Source organism: Pseudomonas sp. EMN2, from assembly GCF_009650555.1.
GTDB classification, from domain to species: domain Bacteria; phylum Pseudomonadota; class Gammaproteobacteria; order Pseudomonadales; family Pseudomonadaceae; genus Aquipseudomonas; species Aquipseudomonas sichuanensis.
The window spans coordinates 1-16,064 of the sequence record NZ_VZZR01000071.1 but is presented as its reverse complement, the minus strand read 5'-3'; the positions used below and the strand labels follow the sequence as shown (position 1 = coordinate 16,064).

The window sequence follows — 16,064 nt, the reverse complement described above, 5'->3', positions numbered from 1 at the left end:
GGGTAAACCCGCTCCCACAGTTTGTTTCGGGCCAGTCTCTCCTGTGCCATCACCTGGTCCGCCTTGTTGGTACGACGCGGTTTCGGTGTGGGCGTTGCCGCCGCCCCACATGACTCAAGGCATGCACCAAGGCGGGCTGCGGTACCCTCACAGGAATAATTGGCCCGAAATAAACTGTGGGAGCGGGTTTACCCGCGAAGCGCCGCGCGGGCGGCGCTCGATCTCATAGGCGCTGCAAAATCATCGGCGAGCACTTGATGGCCCCCATGCAATCCCAAGCCAGCCCCGACTACCCCACACTCCCGATAAAATTCGCCAGCTCCGCCGTCTTCGGCGCATCGAACAAGGTCTTCGGGTCGCCCACCTCATGCACCTTGCCCTGGTGCATGAACACCAGCTTGTCCCCCACCTCCCGTGCAAAGCGCATTTCATGGGTGACCATCACCAACGTCATGCCCTCCTTGGCCAACCCCCTCACCACGCCGAGCACTTCACTCACCAGCTCCGGGTCGAGCGCCGAGGTGATCTCGTCGCACAGCAGCACCTTGGGCGACATCGCCAGCGCCCGGGCAATCGCCACGCGCTGTTGCTGGCCGCCGGACAGCTGGTCGGGGTAGGCATCGAACTTCGCTTCCAGCCCTACCCGCTCCAGCATCTTGCGCGCCAGTTGCCGGACCTCGGCCTTGGCCGTCTTCTTCACCAACTGCGGCGCCAGCATCACGTTCTCGCCCACGCTCAGGTGCGGGAACAGGTTGAACTGCTGGAAGATCATCCCGACTTTCTGGCGCAAGCTGCGCAAGTCGGCACGGGCCGCGTCCAGGTACTCGCCGTCGACTTCGATCACCCCGTCATTGATCGACTCCAGCCCGTTCAGTGTGCGCAGCAAGGTGCTCTTACCCGAGCCGCTACGGCCGATGATCGCCACCACTTCGCCTTCCTCGATGCGCAGGTCGACCCCCTTGAGCACGTGGTTGTCACCGTAGTACTTGTGCAACGCAGAAACGCTAACCAGCGACATGCAGCCTCCTCTCCAGGTGGCGGGCACCCAGCGACAGTGGAAAACACAGGATGAAATAGCCCAGCGACACCAGGCCGTAGATCAGGAAAGGTTCGAAAGTGGCGTTGGCCAGCATGCCGCCGGTCTTGGTCAGTTCGGTGAAGCCGATGATCGAGGTCACGGCCGTGCCCTTGACCACCTGCACCGAAAAGCCCACGGTCGGCGCCACGGCCAGGCGCAGCGCCTGGGGCAGCACCACATGGCGCAGTTGCTCGCCGCGACTGAGCGCCAGGCTGGCGCTGGCCTCCCACTGCCCGCGCGGGATCGACTCCACGCAACCGCGCCAGATTTCGGCGAGGAACGCACTGGTGAACAGCGTCAGTGCCACCGCCGCCGCCGCCCAGGCCGACACATCGATGCCGAACAGGGCGATGCCGAAGAACACCATGAACAGCTGCATCAGCAGTGGCGTGCCCTGGAACAGCTCGATGTAGCCACGGGCCGCCAGCCGCAAAAAACCGTTGTCGCTGATCCGCGCCAGCAGCATCAGCAAGCCCATGACGCCGCCGCAGACGAACGCCACCAGCGACAACAGCAAGGTCCATTGCAACCCGGTAAGCAGGTTGCGCACGATGTCCCACAAGGTGAAATCCATCAGCGTCTCCCCACGATCACGCGCCGGCCAAACAGGTTCAGCAATTGCCGAACGCCAATGGCCATGGCCAGGTACAGCAAGGTGGTGAACAGGTAGGTTTCAAACGCGCGAAAGTTACGCGACTGGATGAAGTTGGCCGCGAACGACAGCTCTTCGGTGGCAATCTGCGAGCACACCGCCGACCCCAGCATGACAATGACGATCTGGCTCGACAGCGCCGGCCACACCTTGGCCAGGGCCGGCCGCAGGATCACGTGGCGGAAGGTCTCGAAACGCGTCATCGCCAGCGCCGAGGCGGCTTCCAGCTGCCCGCGCGGGATGGCCTGGATGCCGGCGCGGATGATCTCGGTGGAATAGGCGCCGAGGTTGATCACCATGGCCAGCACCGCAGCCTGCCATTCGCTCATGCGCACGCCAAGGGCCGGCAAGCCGAAGAAGATGAAGAACAGCTGGACGATGAACGGCGTGTTGCGGATCAGCTCCACATACACCCCGAACAGCCAGTTGAACGGCCGCAGCTGCCAGGCCCGCACCACCGCGCCGAGGATGCCCAGGGCAACGCCTGCGAGGGTGCCGATCACGGTCAGTTCGAGGGTGAACAGCGCGCCCTTGAACAGCAGGTCGCCCTGCTGCATGGCGGCAGCGAAATCGAATTGATAGGCCATGGTTCAAGGTCACTCGAAATCGGCGGGCAACGGTTGCTTGAGCCACTTCTCTGCATTGCGCCCAAGGCTGCCGTCGGCCTTGGCCTGCACCAGGATCTCATCGACCTTGGCGCGCAGCGCCGGCTGCTCCTTGGCCATGCCCACGTATACCGGCGAGTCCTTGAGCTTGAGCTTGAGCACCGGCACCTTGGCCGGGTTCTTCGCCGCGATGGCCGACATCACCACGCTGCCGCTGGCGATCAGGTCGACCTGCCCGGACAGGTAGGCGGCGATGGTCGAGTTGTTGTCTTCGAAACGCTTGATGGTCGCGCCTTGCGGGGCCACCGCGCTGAGCTCCATGTCTTCGATGGCGCCACGGGTGACGCTGATGGTCTTGCCGTTGAGCGCATCGAGGGTGTCGATGCTGCTGGCTTCGGGGCCGAACACGCCAAGGTAGAACGGCGCGTAGGGTTTGGAAAAGTCCACGACCTTCTCGCGCTCCGGATTCTTGCCCAGGCTCGAGATCACCAGGTCGACCTTGCCAGTGGTGAGGAACGGGATGCGGTTGGTGCTGTTGACCGGGGTGAGGGCCAGTTTCACCCCGAGCTTGTCGGCCAACAGCTGCGCGGTGTCGATGTCCAGACCGCGCGGCTTGAGGTCGGGGCCGACCGAGCCGAACGGCGGGAAGTCCTGGGGCACGGCGACCTTCAGCACGCCACGCTGGCTGATGTCGCTGAGGGTGTCGGCGTGGGCGACGGTTTGCATCAGGGCACTGCCACACAGCAGTGTGGCCAGCAGGCATTTGCGCAGGTTGTTCATGGTCATGACCTCGGGTGGCGATGGGCTGGTGTTTGCCGAGCCCCTGCAGCCGACGTGCCATAACGCCCGCAAATCCGGGCAATTCGGCTGCAGGCCTAGTGCCTGGCGGTATTACTGGTCTGAACAGTTGGCCTTCACCGGGCCCGGCAACCCGAACAAAAATCCCCGTTAAATGGCAGCGCTCGAGCCCTTGCACCAGCACAGGGCCAAACTTGCATGCACGATGTAGAACGTCGTAAAACGGCAGCTTCTTTGACTGGATGGGTCTGTACCGATGCTCGATGCCCCCCTTCGCGGCGCCGTTCCCGAACTCGCTTTGCAGGCCATCCAGCGCCTGATCGACGAGGGTGCCTACCAGCCGGGCGACGCCCTGCCCGCGCAACGCGAACTGGCGCAGAACCTGGGGGTCAGCCGTGCGTCGCTGCGTGAGGCCTTGTCGTCCTTGAGTGCCATGGGTGTGGTCAGCGTGCAGCCGGGCAAAGGAGTGTTCGTCAAGGCGCCGAAAGCTGAACAGCCAAGCTCGACTTCAGGGTTTGCCTGGCCGTTCGAAGCCCAGGTATCGGCCGCCGATACCTTCCAGTTGCGCTATGTGCTCGAAGGCTTTGCCGCAGGCCAGGCTGCCAATGGCCTGACCACCGAGGCCCTCGATGCCCTGGCGGAGAATGTCGAAGCCATGGGCATCGAGTTGAAGGCGCGCAACTTCGAAGCGGCGGCGCGCCTGGACTTCGCCTTTCATCGGGGCATTCTCGAGGCCAGTGGCAACCTGGCGATGCTGCAGATCATCATGGCCAGCGAGGCCATTTACATAGAGAGCCAGAAGTTGCCATTCATTCGCCCGGAACGGGCCATGGAAACCTGGAAAGAGCATAAAAAGATCCTCAATGCGCTGGCCAGGCATTCAGCCCCGGCCGCGCAGAAAGCGATGCAGGAACATATCCGCAGTGCCGCCTTGCGCACCGGGATCGTATTCTCGGCCTGAACGGCCGCCCTCCCCGTATTGGTTCAAAAACACCGGCGCTGCCCTGCCGCGCCCCGTTTTGGCGCGGGCCTGCCTTGCAGGCCGCAAGCCTCCCCCGGCCAAAAGCGTCGCGTTATTGAATAAATAAAGCGCGCCAGCGATTGTTTTTAACAATTATCAGCTGATTCACGGCTTATTGGATTTCCGGCACTTCCATTGCAAAGACTTTGTTTACCTGCGCCACGCATCGCCCGCTCGACGCGCAGCAGGAAGTTGTCAACGCACACTGAGGTGCCGATAAAAACCAGAACTCATCATCGCTCGCAGGATCTCGCATCGTGAAATAGCCAAGTTGCAGGAAAATGCCGTGGGTTTGTGCGGCAAGGAGTGCGGTATGTCCCGAGCTTTTTTCAATGAAATGTATGACGCCGACGGTGCCTGCCGTCCCCACTACCAGCCATTCGCCCGCTGGCTGGCAGACACCCCGCCCGAGCTGCTGGCGCAGCGCCGCCGCGAAGCGGACTTGCTGTTCCACCGCGCCGGCATCACTTTCACCCTGTACGGCGACGAACAGGGCACCGAGCGCCTGATCCCCTTCGACATCATCCCCCGCAGCATCAAGGCCAGCGAATGGCAGAAGGTCGAGCGCGGCTGCATCCAGCGGGTGCAGGCGCTGAACCTGTTCCTGGCCGACGTCTACCACGACCAGCACATCCTCAAGCAAGGCATCATCCCGGCCGAGCAGGTGCTGGCCAACGAGGGCTACCAGATCGCCATGCAAGGCCTGGACTTGCACCGCGATCTCTACGCCCACATCGCCGGCGTCGACCTGGTGCGCGACGGCGACGGCAGCTATTACGTGCTCGAAGACAACCTGCGCACGCCCAGCGGCGTGAGCTACATGCTCGAAGACCGCAAGATGATGATGCGCCTGTTCCCCGAGCTGTTCGCCAGCCAGCGGGTGGCGCCCATCGACCACTACCCCAACCTGCTGCTCGACACCCTCAAGAGCGCCAGCCCGCTGGACAACCCCACCGCCGTGGTGCTGACCCCGGGCCGCTTCAACAGCGCCTACTTCGAGCATGCCTTCCTGGCCCGCGAGATGGGTGTGGAACTGGTGGAAGGCGCCGACCTGTTCGTGCGCGACGACCATGTGTTCATGCGCACCACCGCAGGCCCCAGGCAGGTGGACGTGATCTACCGGCGCCTCGACGATGCCTACCTCGACCCGCTGTCGTTCAACCCCGACTCGATGCTGGGGGTGCCCGGCCTGATCGCGGCCTACCGCTCGGGCAACGTGGTGCTGGCCAATGCCGTGGGTACCGGCCTGGCCGACGACAAGTCGATCTACCCCTATGTCGACGCGATGATCCGCTTCTACCTCGACGAGGAGCCGATCCTCAACAACGTGCCGACCTGGCAGTGCCGCAACCCCAAGGAGCTGTCCCACGTGCTGGCCCACCTGCCGGAGCTTGTGGTCAAGGAAACCCAGGGTTCCGGCGGCTACGGCATGTTGGTCGGGCCGGCGGCCACGGCGGCACAGATCGAAGACTTCCGCGCGCGCCTCAAGGCCCGTCCCGAGGCCTATATCGCCCAACCCACCCTGAGCCTGTCGACCTGCCCGACCTTCGTCGAAAACGGCATCGCCCCACGCCACATTGACCTGCGCCCCTTCGTGCTGTCGGGCAGCGAAACCCGCCTGGTGCCCGGCGGCCTGACCCGGGTGGCGCTGCGCGAGGGCTCGCTGGTGGTGAACTCGTCCCAGGGCGGCGGTACCAAGGACACCTGGGTAGTGGAGGACTGACACATGCTTTCAAGAACCGCTTCGGACCTCTACTGGATGTCCCGCTACCTGGAGCGCGCCGAGAACCTGGCGCGCATGCTCGAAGTCAGCTATTCGCTGTCGCTGATGCCCCAGGCCGGGCGCAGCGACGGCCGTGCCGAGCTGGCCATGTCGCTGCTGGCGGCCGGCACCCTGGATGACTACAACCAGCGCCACGCTGAGCTCGACACCGCGCGCATGCTGCATTTCTTCGCCTTCGATGAGACCAACCCCGGCAGCATCTACTGCTGCCTGCAGGCGGCGCGCACCAATGCCCATGCGGTACGCGGGCGGATCACCGGCGACATGTGGGAGAACATCAACGCCACTTGGCTGGAGATGCGCAACATCGCCAGCAACGGCCTGGCCCGCTATGGCATGAGCCAGTTCTGCGACTGGGTCAAAGAGCGCTCGCACCTGTTCCGCGGCGCCACGGCGGGCACCATCATGCGCAACGACGCCTACTGCTTCATTCGCCTGGGCACCTTCCTCGAGCGGGCGGACAACACCCTGCGCCTGCTGGATGTGCGCTACGAAATGTTCGGCGAGGCATCGGAAGAGGTCAGCGACCACTCGGCCCGTGGCTACTACCAATGGAGCGCGCTGCTGCGGGCGCTGTCGTCGTTCGAGGCGTTCAACGAGATCTACCGCAACGCGCCCAGCGCACGCCAGGTGTCGGAGCTGCTGCTGTTGCGCGCCGATGTGCCGCGCTCGCTGCATGCCTGCATCGAGGAACTGGACCATATCCTCGCCGGCCTGCCCAGCACCAATGGCCGCGCCTCGCAGCGCATGGCCGCCGAGCTCAATGCGCGGTTGCGCTACACCGGCATCGACGAAATCCTCGAAGCCGGCCTGCACCCGTGGCTGACCGACTTCATCGAGCGCATTCGCCAGCTCAGCCAGACCGTTCACCACTCCTACCTGGAGGTCGTATGAAGCTCGCCATCCACCACGACACCCGCTACACCTACGCCGACCCGGTGAGCGCCAGCATCCAGTTCCTGCGCCTGACGCCGCAGAGCAATGCCCGCCAGCAGATCCTCGCCTGGCAGGTGCAGATGCCCAAGCAGGTGCGCAGCCAGCTCGACCCCTACGGCAACGTGCTGCACGTGCTGACCCTGGAAGAGCCGCACAGCGCCCTGGCGCTGTGTGCCAAGGGCGAGGTCGAGATCGACCCGACGCTCGAGGTCGAGCACGACAGCCAGTCGCCCTTGCCGTTCCTGCGCACCAGCCGCCTGACCCAGGCCGACGCGGCGCTGCTCGACTTTGCCAGGCAACACTGCGCCAGCCGCCGCGACCGTGCCGCGCTGATTGCACTGATGGAGGGGCTGGCCGAGCGCATGCCGTACAGCCCAGGGGCGACGGCGGTCGACAGCACTGCCGCCGAGTCCTTTGCCGCCGGTGCCGGCGTGTGCCAGGACCACACCCATGCCTTCCTGGCCTGCGCCCGCAGCCTGGGGATCCCGGCCCGCTATGTGTCCGGCTACCTGTGCACCGAGGATGCCAGCCACCTGGCCAGTCACGCCTGGGCCGAGGCCTGGCTGGGCGATGGCTGGTACAGCTTCGATGTGACCAACCGCCTGGCCAGGCCCGATCGCCACCTGAAGCTGGCGGTGGGCCTGGACTACCTCGACGCCTGCCCGGTACGCGGCATGCGCCGGGGCGGCGGGGCCGAGTCGATGCTGGCGCAGGTTCAGGTCCGCTCGCTGCTGCAGGGCCAGCAACAGTAACGCAAGACCCACACCGACCCCGTCGTTGCAGTGACGCCGGGGTCATTCAACGCACACAGGTAAACCACATGACGTACTGCGTGGCCATGCACCTGGCCGACGGCCTGGTGTTTGTCTCCGATTCGCGCACCAACGCCGGGATCGACCAGATCTCGACCTTTCGCAAACTGTTCATTTTCAGCACCCCCGGCGAGCGGCTGATCGTCCTGCAGAGCGCGGGCAACCTGGCCACCTCGCAGTCGGTGGTCAACCTGCTGCGCCAGCGCTGCAACGGCACGGGCAGCCATCTGCTGAACGTGCGCACGTTGTACGACGCCACCGTGCTGGTGGCCGCCACCATTCGCGAGGTGGTCACCCGTGACCGCAGCCAACTGGCGAGCAAGGTCGACCTGAGCTGCTCGCTGCTGGTGGGCGGGCAGATTGCCGGCGGGCCCATGGGGGTCTACAGCGTGTATCCGCAAGGCAACTTCATTCAGGCCACGGAGGACACGCCGTTCCTGCAACTGGGCGAAAGCAAGTACGGCAAGCCGATCCTCGACCGTAACCTGACCTACCGCACGTCACTGGAAGAGGCATTGCGTTGTGGGTTGATCTCGTTCGACTCGACCATCCGCAGCAACCTGTCTGTGGGCATGCCGCTGGATGTGCTGGTGTATCGCAAGGATGCGTACGGGCCGACGCAGAGTTATCGCATTGGCCAGGATGATCCCTATTACAGCCAGATTCGCAGGCAGTGGTGTGCGGGGTTGCGGGATTTGCTGGCCGAGCTGCCGGCGCCGCCTGGGGAATATATGGGGTGACCGTTCGCGGGTTTTGGTAAACGGCTGCAGATGCTGGGGCTGCTGCGCAGCCCCTGTGGGAGCGGGCTTGCCCCGCGATGGAGTACGAAACGTTCCTGTACCCGATATCAAATACTGTCAAAGATGCCGCGAATTCAGGCTTTGCTGGCGCGTTGCAGCAGATCGCGGGGCAAGCCCGCTCCCACGGCGGTGGATGACCGTGCTTTCCGTACAAAACCTGCCCCTAACGCAACAACACCTGAATCTGCTCATGCAGCGTATCCAGGTCGAACGGCTTGGCCAGGATCGGCGCCTTGCGCGCGATCGGGCTGCCCGACTCGAGGATCTCCGCCGGGTAGCCGCTGATGAAAATCACCTTCAGCTCAGGCCGCAACTTCACCGCCGGCTCGGCAATCTCCACCCCGGTGATGCCGCCCGGCAGGCGAAAGTCGGTGACCATCAGGTCCAGGTGCGGTTTGCTGGCCAGGATCGCGAACGCCTGTTCGCCGTCTTCGGCCACCAGCACGTGGTAGCCCTCGCCCGCCAGGTAATCGCGCAGGATCATGCGGATCGCCGGTTCGTCCTCGACGATCAATACGACATCTTGTGCATCTTCGCTCATGACAACGCCTTCACATTCAACTCAGTTGGCAATCAGACCCCGGCACTACGCCGAGGTTGCCTGTGTGTGGTCGCTTTGCTGCTGCACCTGTGGCAACGGCAGATAGACGCTGAAGGTGGCACCGCTGCCTTCGGCACTGTCGACCTGGATCCGCCCGCCGTGGGCCAGCACGATCTGCTCGGAAATATACAGCCCCAGCCCCAGCCCGCCACTGGCCTGCTGGGCGGCAACGCGCTCGAATTGCTGGAAGATCCGCTGCTGGTTCTGCGCGCTGATGCCGATGCCGGAATCCTGCACCTGGACGCAGGCCATGGCGCCCTCCTCGAACAAGCGCACCTGCACCGGCTTGCGCTCGCCGTAACGCAAGGCATTGGACAGCAGGTTGGCCAGCACTTGCTCGATGCGAAACTCGTCCCACTCGCCGTGCAGGGTCTGGCAACGCTGCAGTTCGATATGGGTCTGAAGGGCACTCGCCTGGGCGCTGAAGTTCTGCACCAGGCCTTGCACCAATTGGCCGAGGTCGAATGCCTTGGGCCGGATCGACAGCTTGCCGGTACGGATGCGCGACACATCGAGCATGTCCTCGACCAGGCGGATCAGGCTGTTGATCTGCCGTTCGTCACGCTCGACCATGGCCTTGAGCTTGTCTTCGCTGAACGCCGCCAGGTTGCCGCGCGACAGGTGCATGCGACGCAGCTGGGTTTCCAGGATCAGGCCGTTGAGCGGGGTACGCACTTCGTGGGAGACGATCGACATGAAGTCGTCGCGCATGCGCACCGCGTGTTCCAGCTCGCCGCGCGCCACCTGCAACTGCGCCAGCAGTTGCTCCTGTTCGGCGCGGCTGTGTTCCAGCGCCTGCAACTGACGGTCGAGGGCCTTGCGCTGACGGAACAGGTCGATGAACACCGAGACCTTGCTCTTCACCGCGACGGTATCCAGCGGCTTGTGCAGGAAGTCCACCGCGCCGCTTTCATAGCCCTTGAACGCGTAGTTCATCTCGCGCCCGGCAGCCGTGACGAACACGATAGGTACGTTGCGGGTCTTCTCCATGCCGCGCATCAGCTCGGCCAGTTCGAAGCCGTTCATGCCGGGCATCTGCACGTCGAGGATGGCCAGGGCGAACTCGTGGTCGAGCAGCAGCGACAACGCCTGCTCCGCCGACTGGGCCTGGTGGACCTCGCGGTCCTCGCCCTGGATCAGGGCACCGAGGGCCAGCAGGTTTTCCGGCAGATCGTCGACGATCAGCAGTTTGGCGGTGATGTTGCTTAGCATGCGTGGGGTTCCAAGGTGGCGAGCAACTGCCCGATACCGCTCAGGGAAAGGATATGGTCGGGGCTGTGCAGGGCCAGGGCGGCCTCCGGCATCAGCGCGACCTGTGCATCGCGAGGGTCCTGGACCACGGTCCGGCCGCCGCCTTGTTTGATCTGCAACAGCCCACGGGCGCCGTCTTCGTTGGCACCGGTCAGCAGTATACCGAGCAGGCCCGGGCCGTAGGCATCGGCCGCCGAGGCGAACAGGTAATCGATGGCCGGCCGCGAAAAATGCACCGGCTCTTCCTGGCTGAGGGACAGCGTCAGGTCCTGCTCCACCGACAGGTGGTAGCGGGGCCCGGCGACGTAGATCAGCCCTTTTTCGATAAGTGCCTTGTCGCAGGCTTCACGCACCGGGCGGTGCAGCCGGCGCTGCAGCACTTCGGCCAGCTGGCTGTGGCGGTTGTCCGGCAGGTGCAGCACGCACAGTACCGGGATGGCGAAATCTTCCGGCAACGCGCCGAGCACGCTGAACAGCGCGCTGACGCCGCCCGCCGAGGCGCCGATGACCACCGCACGCACGCCGTTCATGACTTGCGGTAGATCCGTTCAGGCCGCACCAGCGGCTCGAAACCGTCGCTGTAGGCCGAGAAATCCACCGACTCCTTGCTGCCCAGCACCAGGAAGCCGCGGTGGCACAGCGACTCGTGGAACAGCCCCAGGGCGCGGTCCTGCAGGGTCTTGTTGAAATAGATCAGCACGTTGCGGCACGACACCAGCTGGGTCTCGGAAAACACGCTGTCGGTGGCCAGGCTGTGGTCGGCGAAGGTCACGTTGTCGCGCAGGCTGCTGTCCATGATGGCGTTGCCGTAGGCGGCGGTGTAGTACTCGGCGAAGTCGCGCCGGCCACCGGCCTTGCGGTAGTTCTCTTCGTACTCGCGCATGCTCTGCAGCGAATAGATGCCCTGCTTGGCGCGCTCCAGCGAGTGCGGGTTGATGTCGGTGGCATACAGGATGGTGCGCTCCAGCAAGCCCTCCTCGCGCAGCAGGATGGCCATGGAATAGACCTCCTCGCCCGTGCTGCAACCGGCGATCCAAATCTTGATCGAAGGCCAGGTGCGCAGCAGCGGCACCACTTCGTTGCGCAGCGCCAGGAAGTGGCCTGGGTCGCGGAACATCTCGCTGACCGGGATCGTCAGGTACTGCAGCAGCTCCATGAACATGCCTGGGTCGTGCAGCACGCGCTCCTGCAGCGCGGTCACGGTGCGGCAGTCGAACTGGCGCAGGGCATGCAGGATCCGGCGCTTGATCGAAGCGCCGGAGTAGTCGCGAAAATCGTAGCTGTACTTGAGGTAGATCGCCTCGATCAGCAAGCGGATTTCAATGTCGGTGTTGCGTTCACTGGTCAAGATTTCAGATTCGCTCCAATTGCGGCAGCCACACGCGGATCAGCGAGAACAGGCGGTCCAGGTCGATCGGTTTGGCCAGGTAATCGTTGGCGCCAGCCTGCAGACAGCGCTGCTGGTCGTCCTTCATCGCCTTGGCGGTCACGGCGATGATCGGCAGCTTGCGCCAGCGCGGCTGCTGGCGGATCAGGCGGGTGGCTTCGTAGCCGTCCATCTCCGGCATCATCACGTCCATCAGCACCAGGTCGATATCGTCGCTGGCCTCGAGTGCCTCGATGGCTTCACGCCCGTTGCGACCGATCTCGACGATGGCGCCCTTGTGCTCCAGGGCGCTGGTGAGGGCGAAGATGTTGCGCACATCGTCGTCCACCAGCAGGATCTTGCGCCCCTCGAACACCTTGTCGCGGCTGCGCGCGGTCTTGAGCATGCGCTGGCGTTCGTTGGACAGCTGCGACTCGACCTTGTGCAGGAACAGCGTGACTTCGTCGAGCAGGCGCTCCGGCGAGCGTGCGCCCTTGATGATGATCGAGCGCGAGTACTTGAGCAGGTCGGCTTCTTCCTCGCGGGTGAGATTGCGCCCGGTGTAGACGATCACCGGCGGGAAGCTGCGGATGTCCTCGGCGGTCATGCGCTTGAGCAGCTCGTTGCCGAGCATGTCGGGCAGCTTGAGGTCGATGATCATGCAGTCGTAGATGTTCTCGCGCAGCAGCGCCAGGGCGTCCTGGGCCAGGGCCACGGCGGTGATCTGGATATCGTCGTCGCCGATCAGGCGGGCGATGCTCTCGCGCTGCAGGTCGTCGTCTTCCACCAGCAGGATGTGCTTGAGCTTCTGGGTGAGCTTGGCCTCCAGGCGGGCGAACACCGCCTTGAGCTCGTCGCGGCTGGTGGGTTTGACCGCGTAGCCCACCGCGCCCATGTGCATGGCCGCCTCGACGCGGTCTTCCACCGAGATGATGTGCACCGGGATATGCCGGGTGCCGGCCTGCTCCTTGAGGCGCTGCAGCACGGTGAGCCCGGAATGGTCGGGCAGGCGCATGTCCAGCAGGATGGCATCGGGCAGGTACTGGGCGGCCAGTTCGAAGCCTTCGTCGGCGCTTTGCGCCACCAGGCAGCTGTAGCCCAGTTCGTGGGCCAGGTCGTAGAGGATGCGGGCGAAGTTAGGCTCGTCCTCGACCACCAGGATGCAGCGGTTGCTGAACGGCGCCAGTTCGCGGTCGTCGGTGAACGCCGGTGCCGGCCGTTCGGCACGCGCCGGTGCCACCGCCTGCGGCGCCGGGGGCAGCTCATCGACCGCCGGGCGCAGGCTGTGCACCGCTTTCTGTTCGGCCGAGGGCTCGTAGCGCTCGGGCAGGATCAGGTTGAACACGCTGCCCTGCCCCGGGCTGCTGTCGACGCTGATCTGCCCGCCGAGCAGGTGGGCCAGGTCACGCGAGATCGACAGGCCCAGCCCGGTGCCGCCATAGCGGCGGTTGCTGGTGCCGTCGACCTGGTGGAAGGCGCCGAAGATCGCCTGCTGCTGGTCGGCGGCAATGCCGATGCCGGTGTCGCGCACGGCGAACACGATGCCCATGCCCACCTGGTGGCTGATGCGCAGGCTCACCTGGCCGCGCTCGGTGAACTTGACGGCGTTGGACAGCAGATTCTTGAGGATCTGCTCCAGGCGCTGGCGGTCGGTGAACAGCGTCGCCGGCAGGGGTTGTTCGAGCTGGACCTCGAAGTCCAGGCCCTTGTCCTGGGCCAGTGGCCGGAACATGCTCTGCAGGCCCTCGACCAGGCGCTCCAGCGGGGTGGTTTCGGCGCGTACTTCAAGCTTGCCGGCCTCGACCTTGGCGATGTCGAGGATGTCGTTGATCAGGTTGAGCAGGTCGTTGCCGGCCGAGTAGATCGACTCGGCGAACTTGACCTGCTCCTGGCTGAGGTTGCCCTCGCCGTTCTCGGCCAGCAGCTTGGCCAGGATCAGCGAGCTGTTGAGCGGCGTGCGCAGCTCGTGGGACATGTTGGCGAGGAATTCCGACTTGTACTTGCTCGAGCGCTGCAGGTCGTCGGCGCGCGCCTGCAGCTCCACCTGGGCCTGGTTCAGCTCGCTGTTCTTGCGGTCCAGTGCGTCGGTGCGCTCGGCCAGTTGTTCGTTGGTCTGCTCCAGCTCCGCCTGCTGCGTCTCCAGGTAGGCCTGGGACTCCTTCAGCACCCGCGACTGCTCTTCGAGCTCTTCGTTGGCGGACTTGAGCTCCTCCTGCTGGACCTGCAGTTCCTCGTTGAGCTGCTGGGTCTCGGCCAGTACTTCCTGCAGGCGCTGGCGGTAGCGGGCGCTTTCGATGGAGATGCCGATGTTCTCGGCCACACGTTCCAGCAGTTCGGCATCACGCTCGTGCAATGGGCGCAGGAAGCCGATTTCCACCACCCCATTGATGCGGCCATCATCACGGGACGGTATCAGCAGGCCGCTGCGCGGCAAACCACGGCCAAGGCCGGAGCTGAGCTGGTAGTAATCCTCGGGCAAGTCATCCAGGCGGATCAGCCGCCCCTGCATCACGGCCTGGGCCAGCAGGCCGCCATGCTCACCCAGCACCTGCTCCTTGCCTTGCTGCTCGGCATCCAGGCCGTAGCTGGCCACCCGTACCAGGTGCCCGTGCTCGTCACGCACATAAAGGGCACCGACCACGCTGCCCAGGTAGCCGGCGAAACAGCGCAGGATGTTGTCGCCGAGCATGGGCAGCGTCAGTTGCCCCATCATCTGTTCGCCCAGCTGGGTCTGGCCGGCGCGCAGCCAGGCCTGGTGCTCCAGGCCCTCGGCAGAGCGCTGCTGCGCCTGGAGGTTGTCGGCGTAGCTGGCCGAGAGCGCCAGCAGGTCGCGTCGCCCAAGGAAGGCGAGCAGCCCGCTCAGGGCGACGATGAACAGCACGAACGCCGAGATGGCGGTGACCGTGACCGTGCTGACCTGCTCGTTGCGTGCCATGCGCAGTTGCTGTTCGGTGCTGATGAAGCTGTCGAATTCCTTGCGGATCTCGTCGGTGATGCGCTTGCCACGGCCGGTGCCGATCGGCAGCTGATAGTCGCCCTTGTTACGGCGCAGGCTGATCATCTCGCCGCCAAAGTTGTTCCACTCCCGCTGCAGCGCGATCAGCCGCTCGATCCGCTCGACCTGCTGCGGGTTGTCCGCCACCATGCCCTTGAGACTGTCCAGGCTGCTGAAAATGCGCGGCTTGGCCACCTCGTAGGGGTCGAGAAAACGCTCTTCGCCGGTCAGCAGGTAACCGCGCATGCCGGTTTCCATGTCGATCGACAGCTTGACCGTTTCGTTGGCATTGCCGATCACCCGATCGGTGTGTTCGACCCATTGCATGGCCGAGAGCAGGTAGTTGATCACCGCCACAAACGCCACGGCGCCCAACAGCCCGACGCCCAGCGGCAGGCCGACGTTGCGGGCGAGTAGCTTGCGAAAGCTGCGTTGATCCATCGAGGCTGTTTGAATCATGTGATAAGGCCCGAGCGAAAAAAGTCCATTGAACAGTGCTGGCGGCTACATCCTGCAAGTGTAAGACCCTGCGCCACACCGACCGGGAATACAGCGAGTCTAACCAGCTTTGGCGGTTCTGGCAGGGCATTTAGCCAGTATTTGAAGGCGCTGTGCGCCAATCGTTCCATCTGATTGCACGGGCCGTTAAGCTGGGGAACTTCTAACCTGTCACGGGCACAGAGTAGATACCCCTTACGCGAAACAGGATCCGCACCATGCATCTTCTGGTAGTCGAGGACGACGACATCGTTCGTATGTTGATAGTCGATGTGCTCGACGAGCTGGGCTACAAGACCATCGAGGCTGAAAATGCCGCTGCGGCGCTGAAAGTGCTCGAAGATGCCGGGCAACCTCTGGCGTTGATGATGACCGATGTCGGGTTGCCGGATATGCGCGGTGAAGAGCTGGCGGGCAAGGCCCGTGAGTTGCGCCCTCTGCTGCCTGTGCTGTTTGCCAGTGGGTTTGCCGAGAATGTGAAGGTGCCTGAGGGCATGTACATGATTGCCAAGCCGTTCAGCATTGATCGGTTGCGGGATAAGGTGCGGGAGATTCTTGGGGGGGGTTGAGGTGATGCTGCGAGGTGCTTGCCGTGACAGGTGTTGCGCCTGGGAGATCGAGCGCCGCCCGCGCGGCGCATCGCTGGCAAGCCAGCTCCCACAGTTTGTTTCGGGCCAGTTACTCCTATGAAAGTACCGGCGCCTGCCTTGGTGCATGTCTTGAGTCAGGCGGGGGTCAGTGGTGCCCACCTCAATATCGCGTCGTACAAACAAGGCGGACAGTGAAGAAGTCACAGGAGTGACTGGCCCGAAACAGATGTGGGAGCTGGCTTGCCAGCGATGCGCCGCGCGGGCGGCGCTCGATCTCA

The 16,064-nt window shown here is 64.2% G+C and carries 15 protein-coding genes; 6 read left to right on the top strand and 9 right to left on the bottom strand.

Translation table 11 applies throughout. The annotated features are described in order from the left end of the window. Positions 1-289: 289 nt before the first annotated feature. The 4 genes from F6X61_RS20130 to F6X61_RS20115 are packed head-to-tail and all read right to left on the bottom strand — an operon-like array spanning position 290 to position 3,115. A complete protein-coding gene (locus F6X61_RS20130) occupies positions 290-1,018 on the bottom strand; it encodes an amino acid ABC transporter ATP-binding protein (protein ID WP_153788118.1) in 729 nt (242 codons plus the stop codon). Continuing rightward, positions 1,005-1,655 (bottom strand): amino acid ABC transporter permease, encoded by a 651-nt coding sequence (locus F6X61_RS20125; protein WP_178125861.1) that lies wholly within the window; start codon positions 1,653-1,655, stop codon positions 1,005-1,007. The genes F6X61_RS20130 and F6X61_RS20125 overlap by 14 nt, the downstream gene beginning before the upstream one ends. Continuing rightward, on the bottom strand, positions 1,652-2,317 hold the full coding sequence (locus F6X61_RS20120; protein ID WP_153788116.1) for an amino acid ABC transporter permease: 666 nt from the start codon (positions 2,315-2,317) through the stop codon (positions 1,652-1,654). The genes F6X61_RS20125 and F6X61_RS20120 overlap by 4 nt, the downstream gene beginning before the upstream one ends. A 9-nt stretch (positions 2,318-2,326) precedes the next feature. Beyond that, positions 2,327-3,115, bottom strand: a complete 789-nt coding sequence (locus tag F6X61_RS20115) for a transporter substrate-binding domain-containing protein (RefSeq protein WP_153788115.1) — start codon at positions 3,113-3,115, stop codon at positions 2,327-2,329. A gap of 274 nt (positions 3,116-3,389) precedes the next feature. Here F6X61_RS20115 and F6X61_RS20110 point away from each other — a divergent pair, with 274 nt between their 5' ends. From F6X61_RS20110 to F6X61_RS20090, 5 genes are all read left to right on the top strand, one after another. Continuing rightward, on the top strand, positions 3,390-4,094 hold the full coding sequence (locus tag F6X61_RS20110) for a FadR/GntR family transcriptional regulator (protein ID WP_153788114.1): 705 nt from the start codon (positions 3,390-3,392) through the stop codon (positions 4,092-4,094). 373 nt (positions 4,095-4,467) lie between these two features. Next, positions 4,468-5,877, top strand: coding sequence for a circularly permuted type 2 ATP-grasp protein (locus F6X61_RS20105; RefSeq protein WP_153788113.1), 1,410 nt, complete (start codon positions 4,468-4,470; stop codon positions 5,875-5,877). A 3-nt stretch (positions 5,878-5,880) separates the two neighbouring features. Beyond that, complete coding sequence (locus tag F6X61_RS20100) at positions 5,881-6,831, top strand: alpha-E domain-containing protein (RefSeq protein WP_153788112.1); 951 nt, start codon at positions 5,881-5,883, stop codon at positions 6,829-6,831. Beyond that, complete coding sequence (locus F6X61_RS20095; protein ID WP_153788111.1) at positions 6,828-7,625, top strand: transglutaminase family protein; 798 nt, start codon at positions 6,828-6,830, stop codon at positions 7,623-7,625. The genes F6X61_RS20100 and F6X61_RS20095 overlap by 4 nt, the downstream gene beginning before the upstream one ends. Positions 7,626-7,693: 68 nt before the next feature. Beyond that, the gene (locus tag F6X61_RS20090; protein WP_153788110.1) at positions 7,694-8,425 is read left to right on the top strand and encodes a proteasome-type protease; all 732 of its coding nucleotides are present in this window, start codon (positions 7,694-7,696) and stop codon (positions 8,423-8,425) included. A 223-nt stretch (positions 8,426-8,648) separates the two neighbouring features. Here the strand turns inward: F6X61_RS20090 and F6X61_RS20085 are convergent, their stop codons facing one another. Genes F6X61_RS20085 through F6X61_RS20065 form a run of 5 tightly spaced genes read right to left on the bottom strand, consistent with a single transcriptional unit; the run spans position 8,649 to position 15,157 of the window. Beyond that, entirely contained in the window at positions 8,649-9,026 is a 378-nt protein-coding gene (locus tag F6X61_RS20085) for a response regulator (protein ID WP_125463713.1), read from the bottom strand. A 45-nt stretch (positions 9,027-9,071) separates the two neighbouring features. Next, positions 9,072-10,298 carry a hybrid sensor histidine kinase/response regulator gene (locus F6X61_RS20080; protein WP_153788109.1) on the bottom strand — a complete coding sequence of 409 codons (1,227 nt, stop codon included), beginning with the start codon at positions 10,296-10,298 and terminating at the stop codon, positions 9,072-9,074. Continuing rightward, positions 10,292-10,867, bottom strand: coding sequence for a chemotaxis protein CheB (locus tag F6X61_RS20075; protein ID WP_153788108.1), 576 nt, complete (start codon positions 10,865-10,867; stop codon positions 10,292-10,294). The genes F6X61_RS20080 and F6X61_RS20075 overlap by 7 nt, the downstream gene beginning before the upstream one ends. Beyond that, positions 10,864-11,685, bottom strand: coding sequence for a protein-glutamate O-methyltransferase CheR (locus F6X61_RS20070; protein ID WP_110994616.1), 822 nt, complete (start codon positions 11,683-11,685; stop codon positions 10,864-10,866). The genes F6X61_RS20075 and F6X61_RS20070 overlap by 4 nt, the downstream gene beginning before the upstream one ends. Before the next feature lie 4 nt (positions 11,686-11,689). Continuing rightward, on the bottom strand, positions 11,690-15,157 hold the full coding sequence (locus tag F6X61_RS20065) for a response regulator (RefSeq protein ID WP_153788107.1): 3,468 nt from the start codon (positions 15,155-15,157) through the stop codon (positions 11,690-11,692). Positions 15,158-15,414: 257 nt separating this feature from the next. Between F6X61_RS20065 and F6X61_RS20060 the strand changes: the two genes are divergently transcribed. Continuing rightward, positions 15,415-15,765, top strand: a complete 351-nt coding sequence (locus tag F6X61_RS20060; RefSeq protein ID WP_153788106.1) for a response regulator — start codon at positions 15,415-15,417, stop codon at positions 15,763-15,765. The last annotated feature ends 299 nt before the right edge of the window (positions 15,766-16,064 follow it).

Excerpts from the sequence above, each read along its gene's own strand:
- F6X61_RS20130 (WP_153788118.1), bottom strand. The coding sequence starts at position 1,018 with ATGTCGCTGGTTAGCGTTTCTGCGTTGCACAAGTACTACGGTGACAAC.
- F6X61_RS20120 (WP_153788116.1), bottom strand. The coding sequence starts at position 2,317 with ATGGCCTATCAATTCGATTTCGCTGCCGCCATGCAGCAGGGCGACCTG.
- F6X61_RS20115 (WP_153788115.1), bottom strand. The coding sequence starts at position 3,115 with ATGAACAACCTGCGCAAATGCCTGCTGGCCACACTGCTGTGTGGCAGT.
- F6X61_RS20110 (WP_153788114.1), top strand. The coding sequence starts at position 3,390 with ATGCTCGATGCCCCCCTTCGCGGCGCCGTTCCCGAACTCGCTTTGCAG.
- F6X61_RS20105 (WP_153788113.1), top strand. The coding sequence starts at position 4,468 with ATGTCCCGAGCTTTTTTCAATGAAATGTATGACGCCGACGGTGCCTGC.
- F6X61_RS20100 (WP_153788112.1), top strand. The coding sequence starts at position 5,881 with ATGCTTTCAAGAACCGCTTCGGACCTCTACTGGATGTCCCGCTACCTG.
- F6X61_RS20095 (WP_153788111.1), top strand. The coding sequence starts at position 6,828 with ATGAAGCTCGCCATCCACCACGACACCCGCTACACCTACGCCGACCCG.
- F6X61_RS20090 (WP_153788110.1), top strand. The coding sequence starts at position 7,694 with ATGACGTACTGCGTGGCCATGCACCTGGCCGACGGCCTGGTGTTTGTC.
- F6X61_RS20085 (WP_125463713.1), bottom strand. The coding sequence starts at position 9,026 with ATGAGCGAAGATGCACAAGATGTCGTATTGATCGTCGAGGACGAACCG.
- F6X61_RS20080 (WP_153788109.1), bottom strand. The coding sequence starts at position 10,298 with ATGCTAAGCAACATCACCGCCAAACTGCTGATCGTCGACGATCTGCCG.
- F6X61_RS20075 (WP_153788108.1), bottom strand. The coding sequence starts at position 10,867 with ATGAACGGCGTGCGTGCGGTGGTCATCGGCGCCTCGGCGGGCGGCGTC.
- F6X61_RS20065 (WP_153788107.1), bottom strand. The coding sequence starts at position 15,157 with ATGATTCAAACAGCCTCGATGGATCAACGCAGCTTTCGCAAGCTACTC.
- F6X61_RS20060 (WP_153788106.1), top strand. The coding sequence starts at position 15,415 with ATGCATCTTCTGGTAGTCGAGGACGACGACATCGTTCGTATGTTGATA.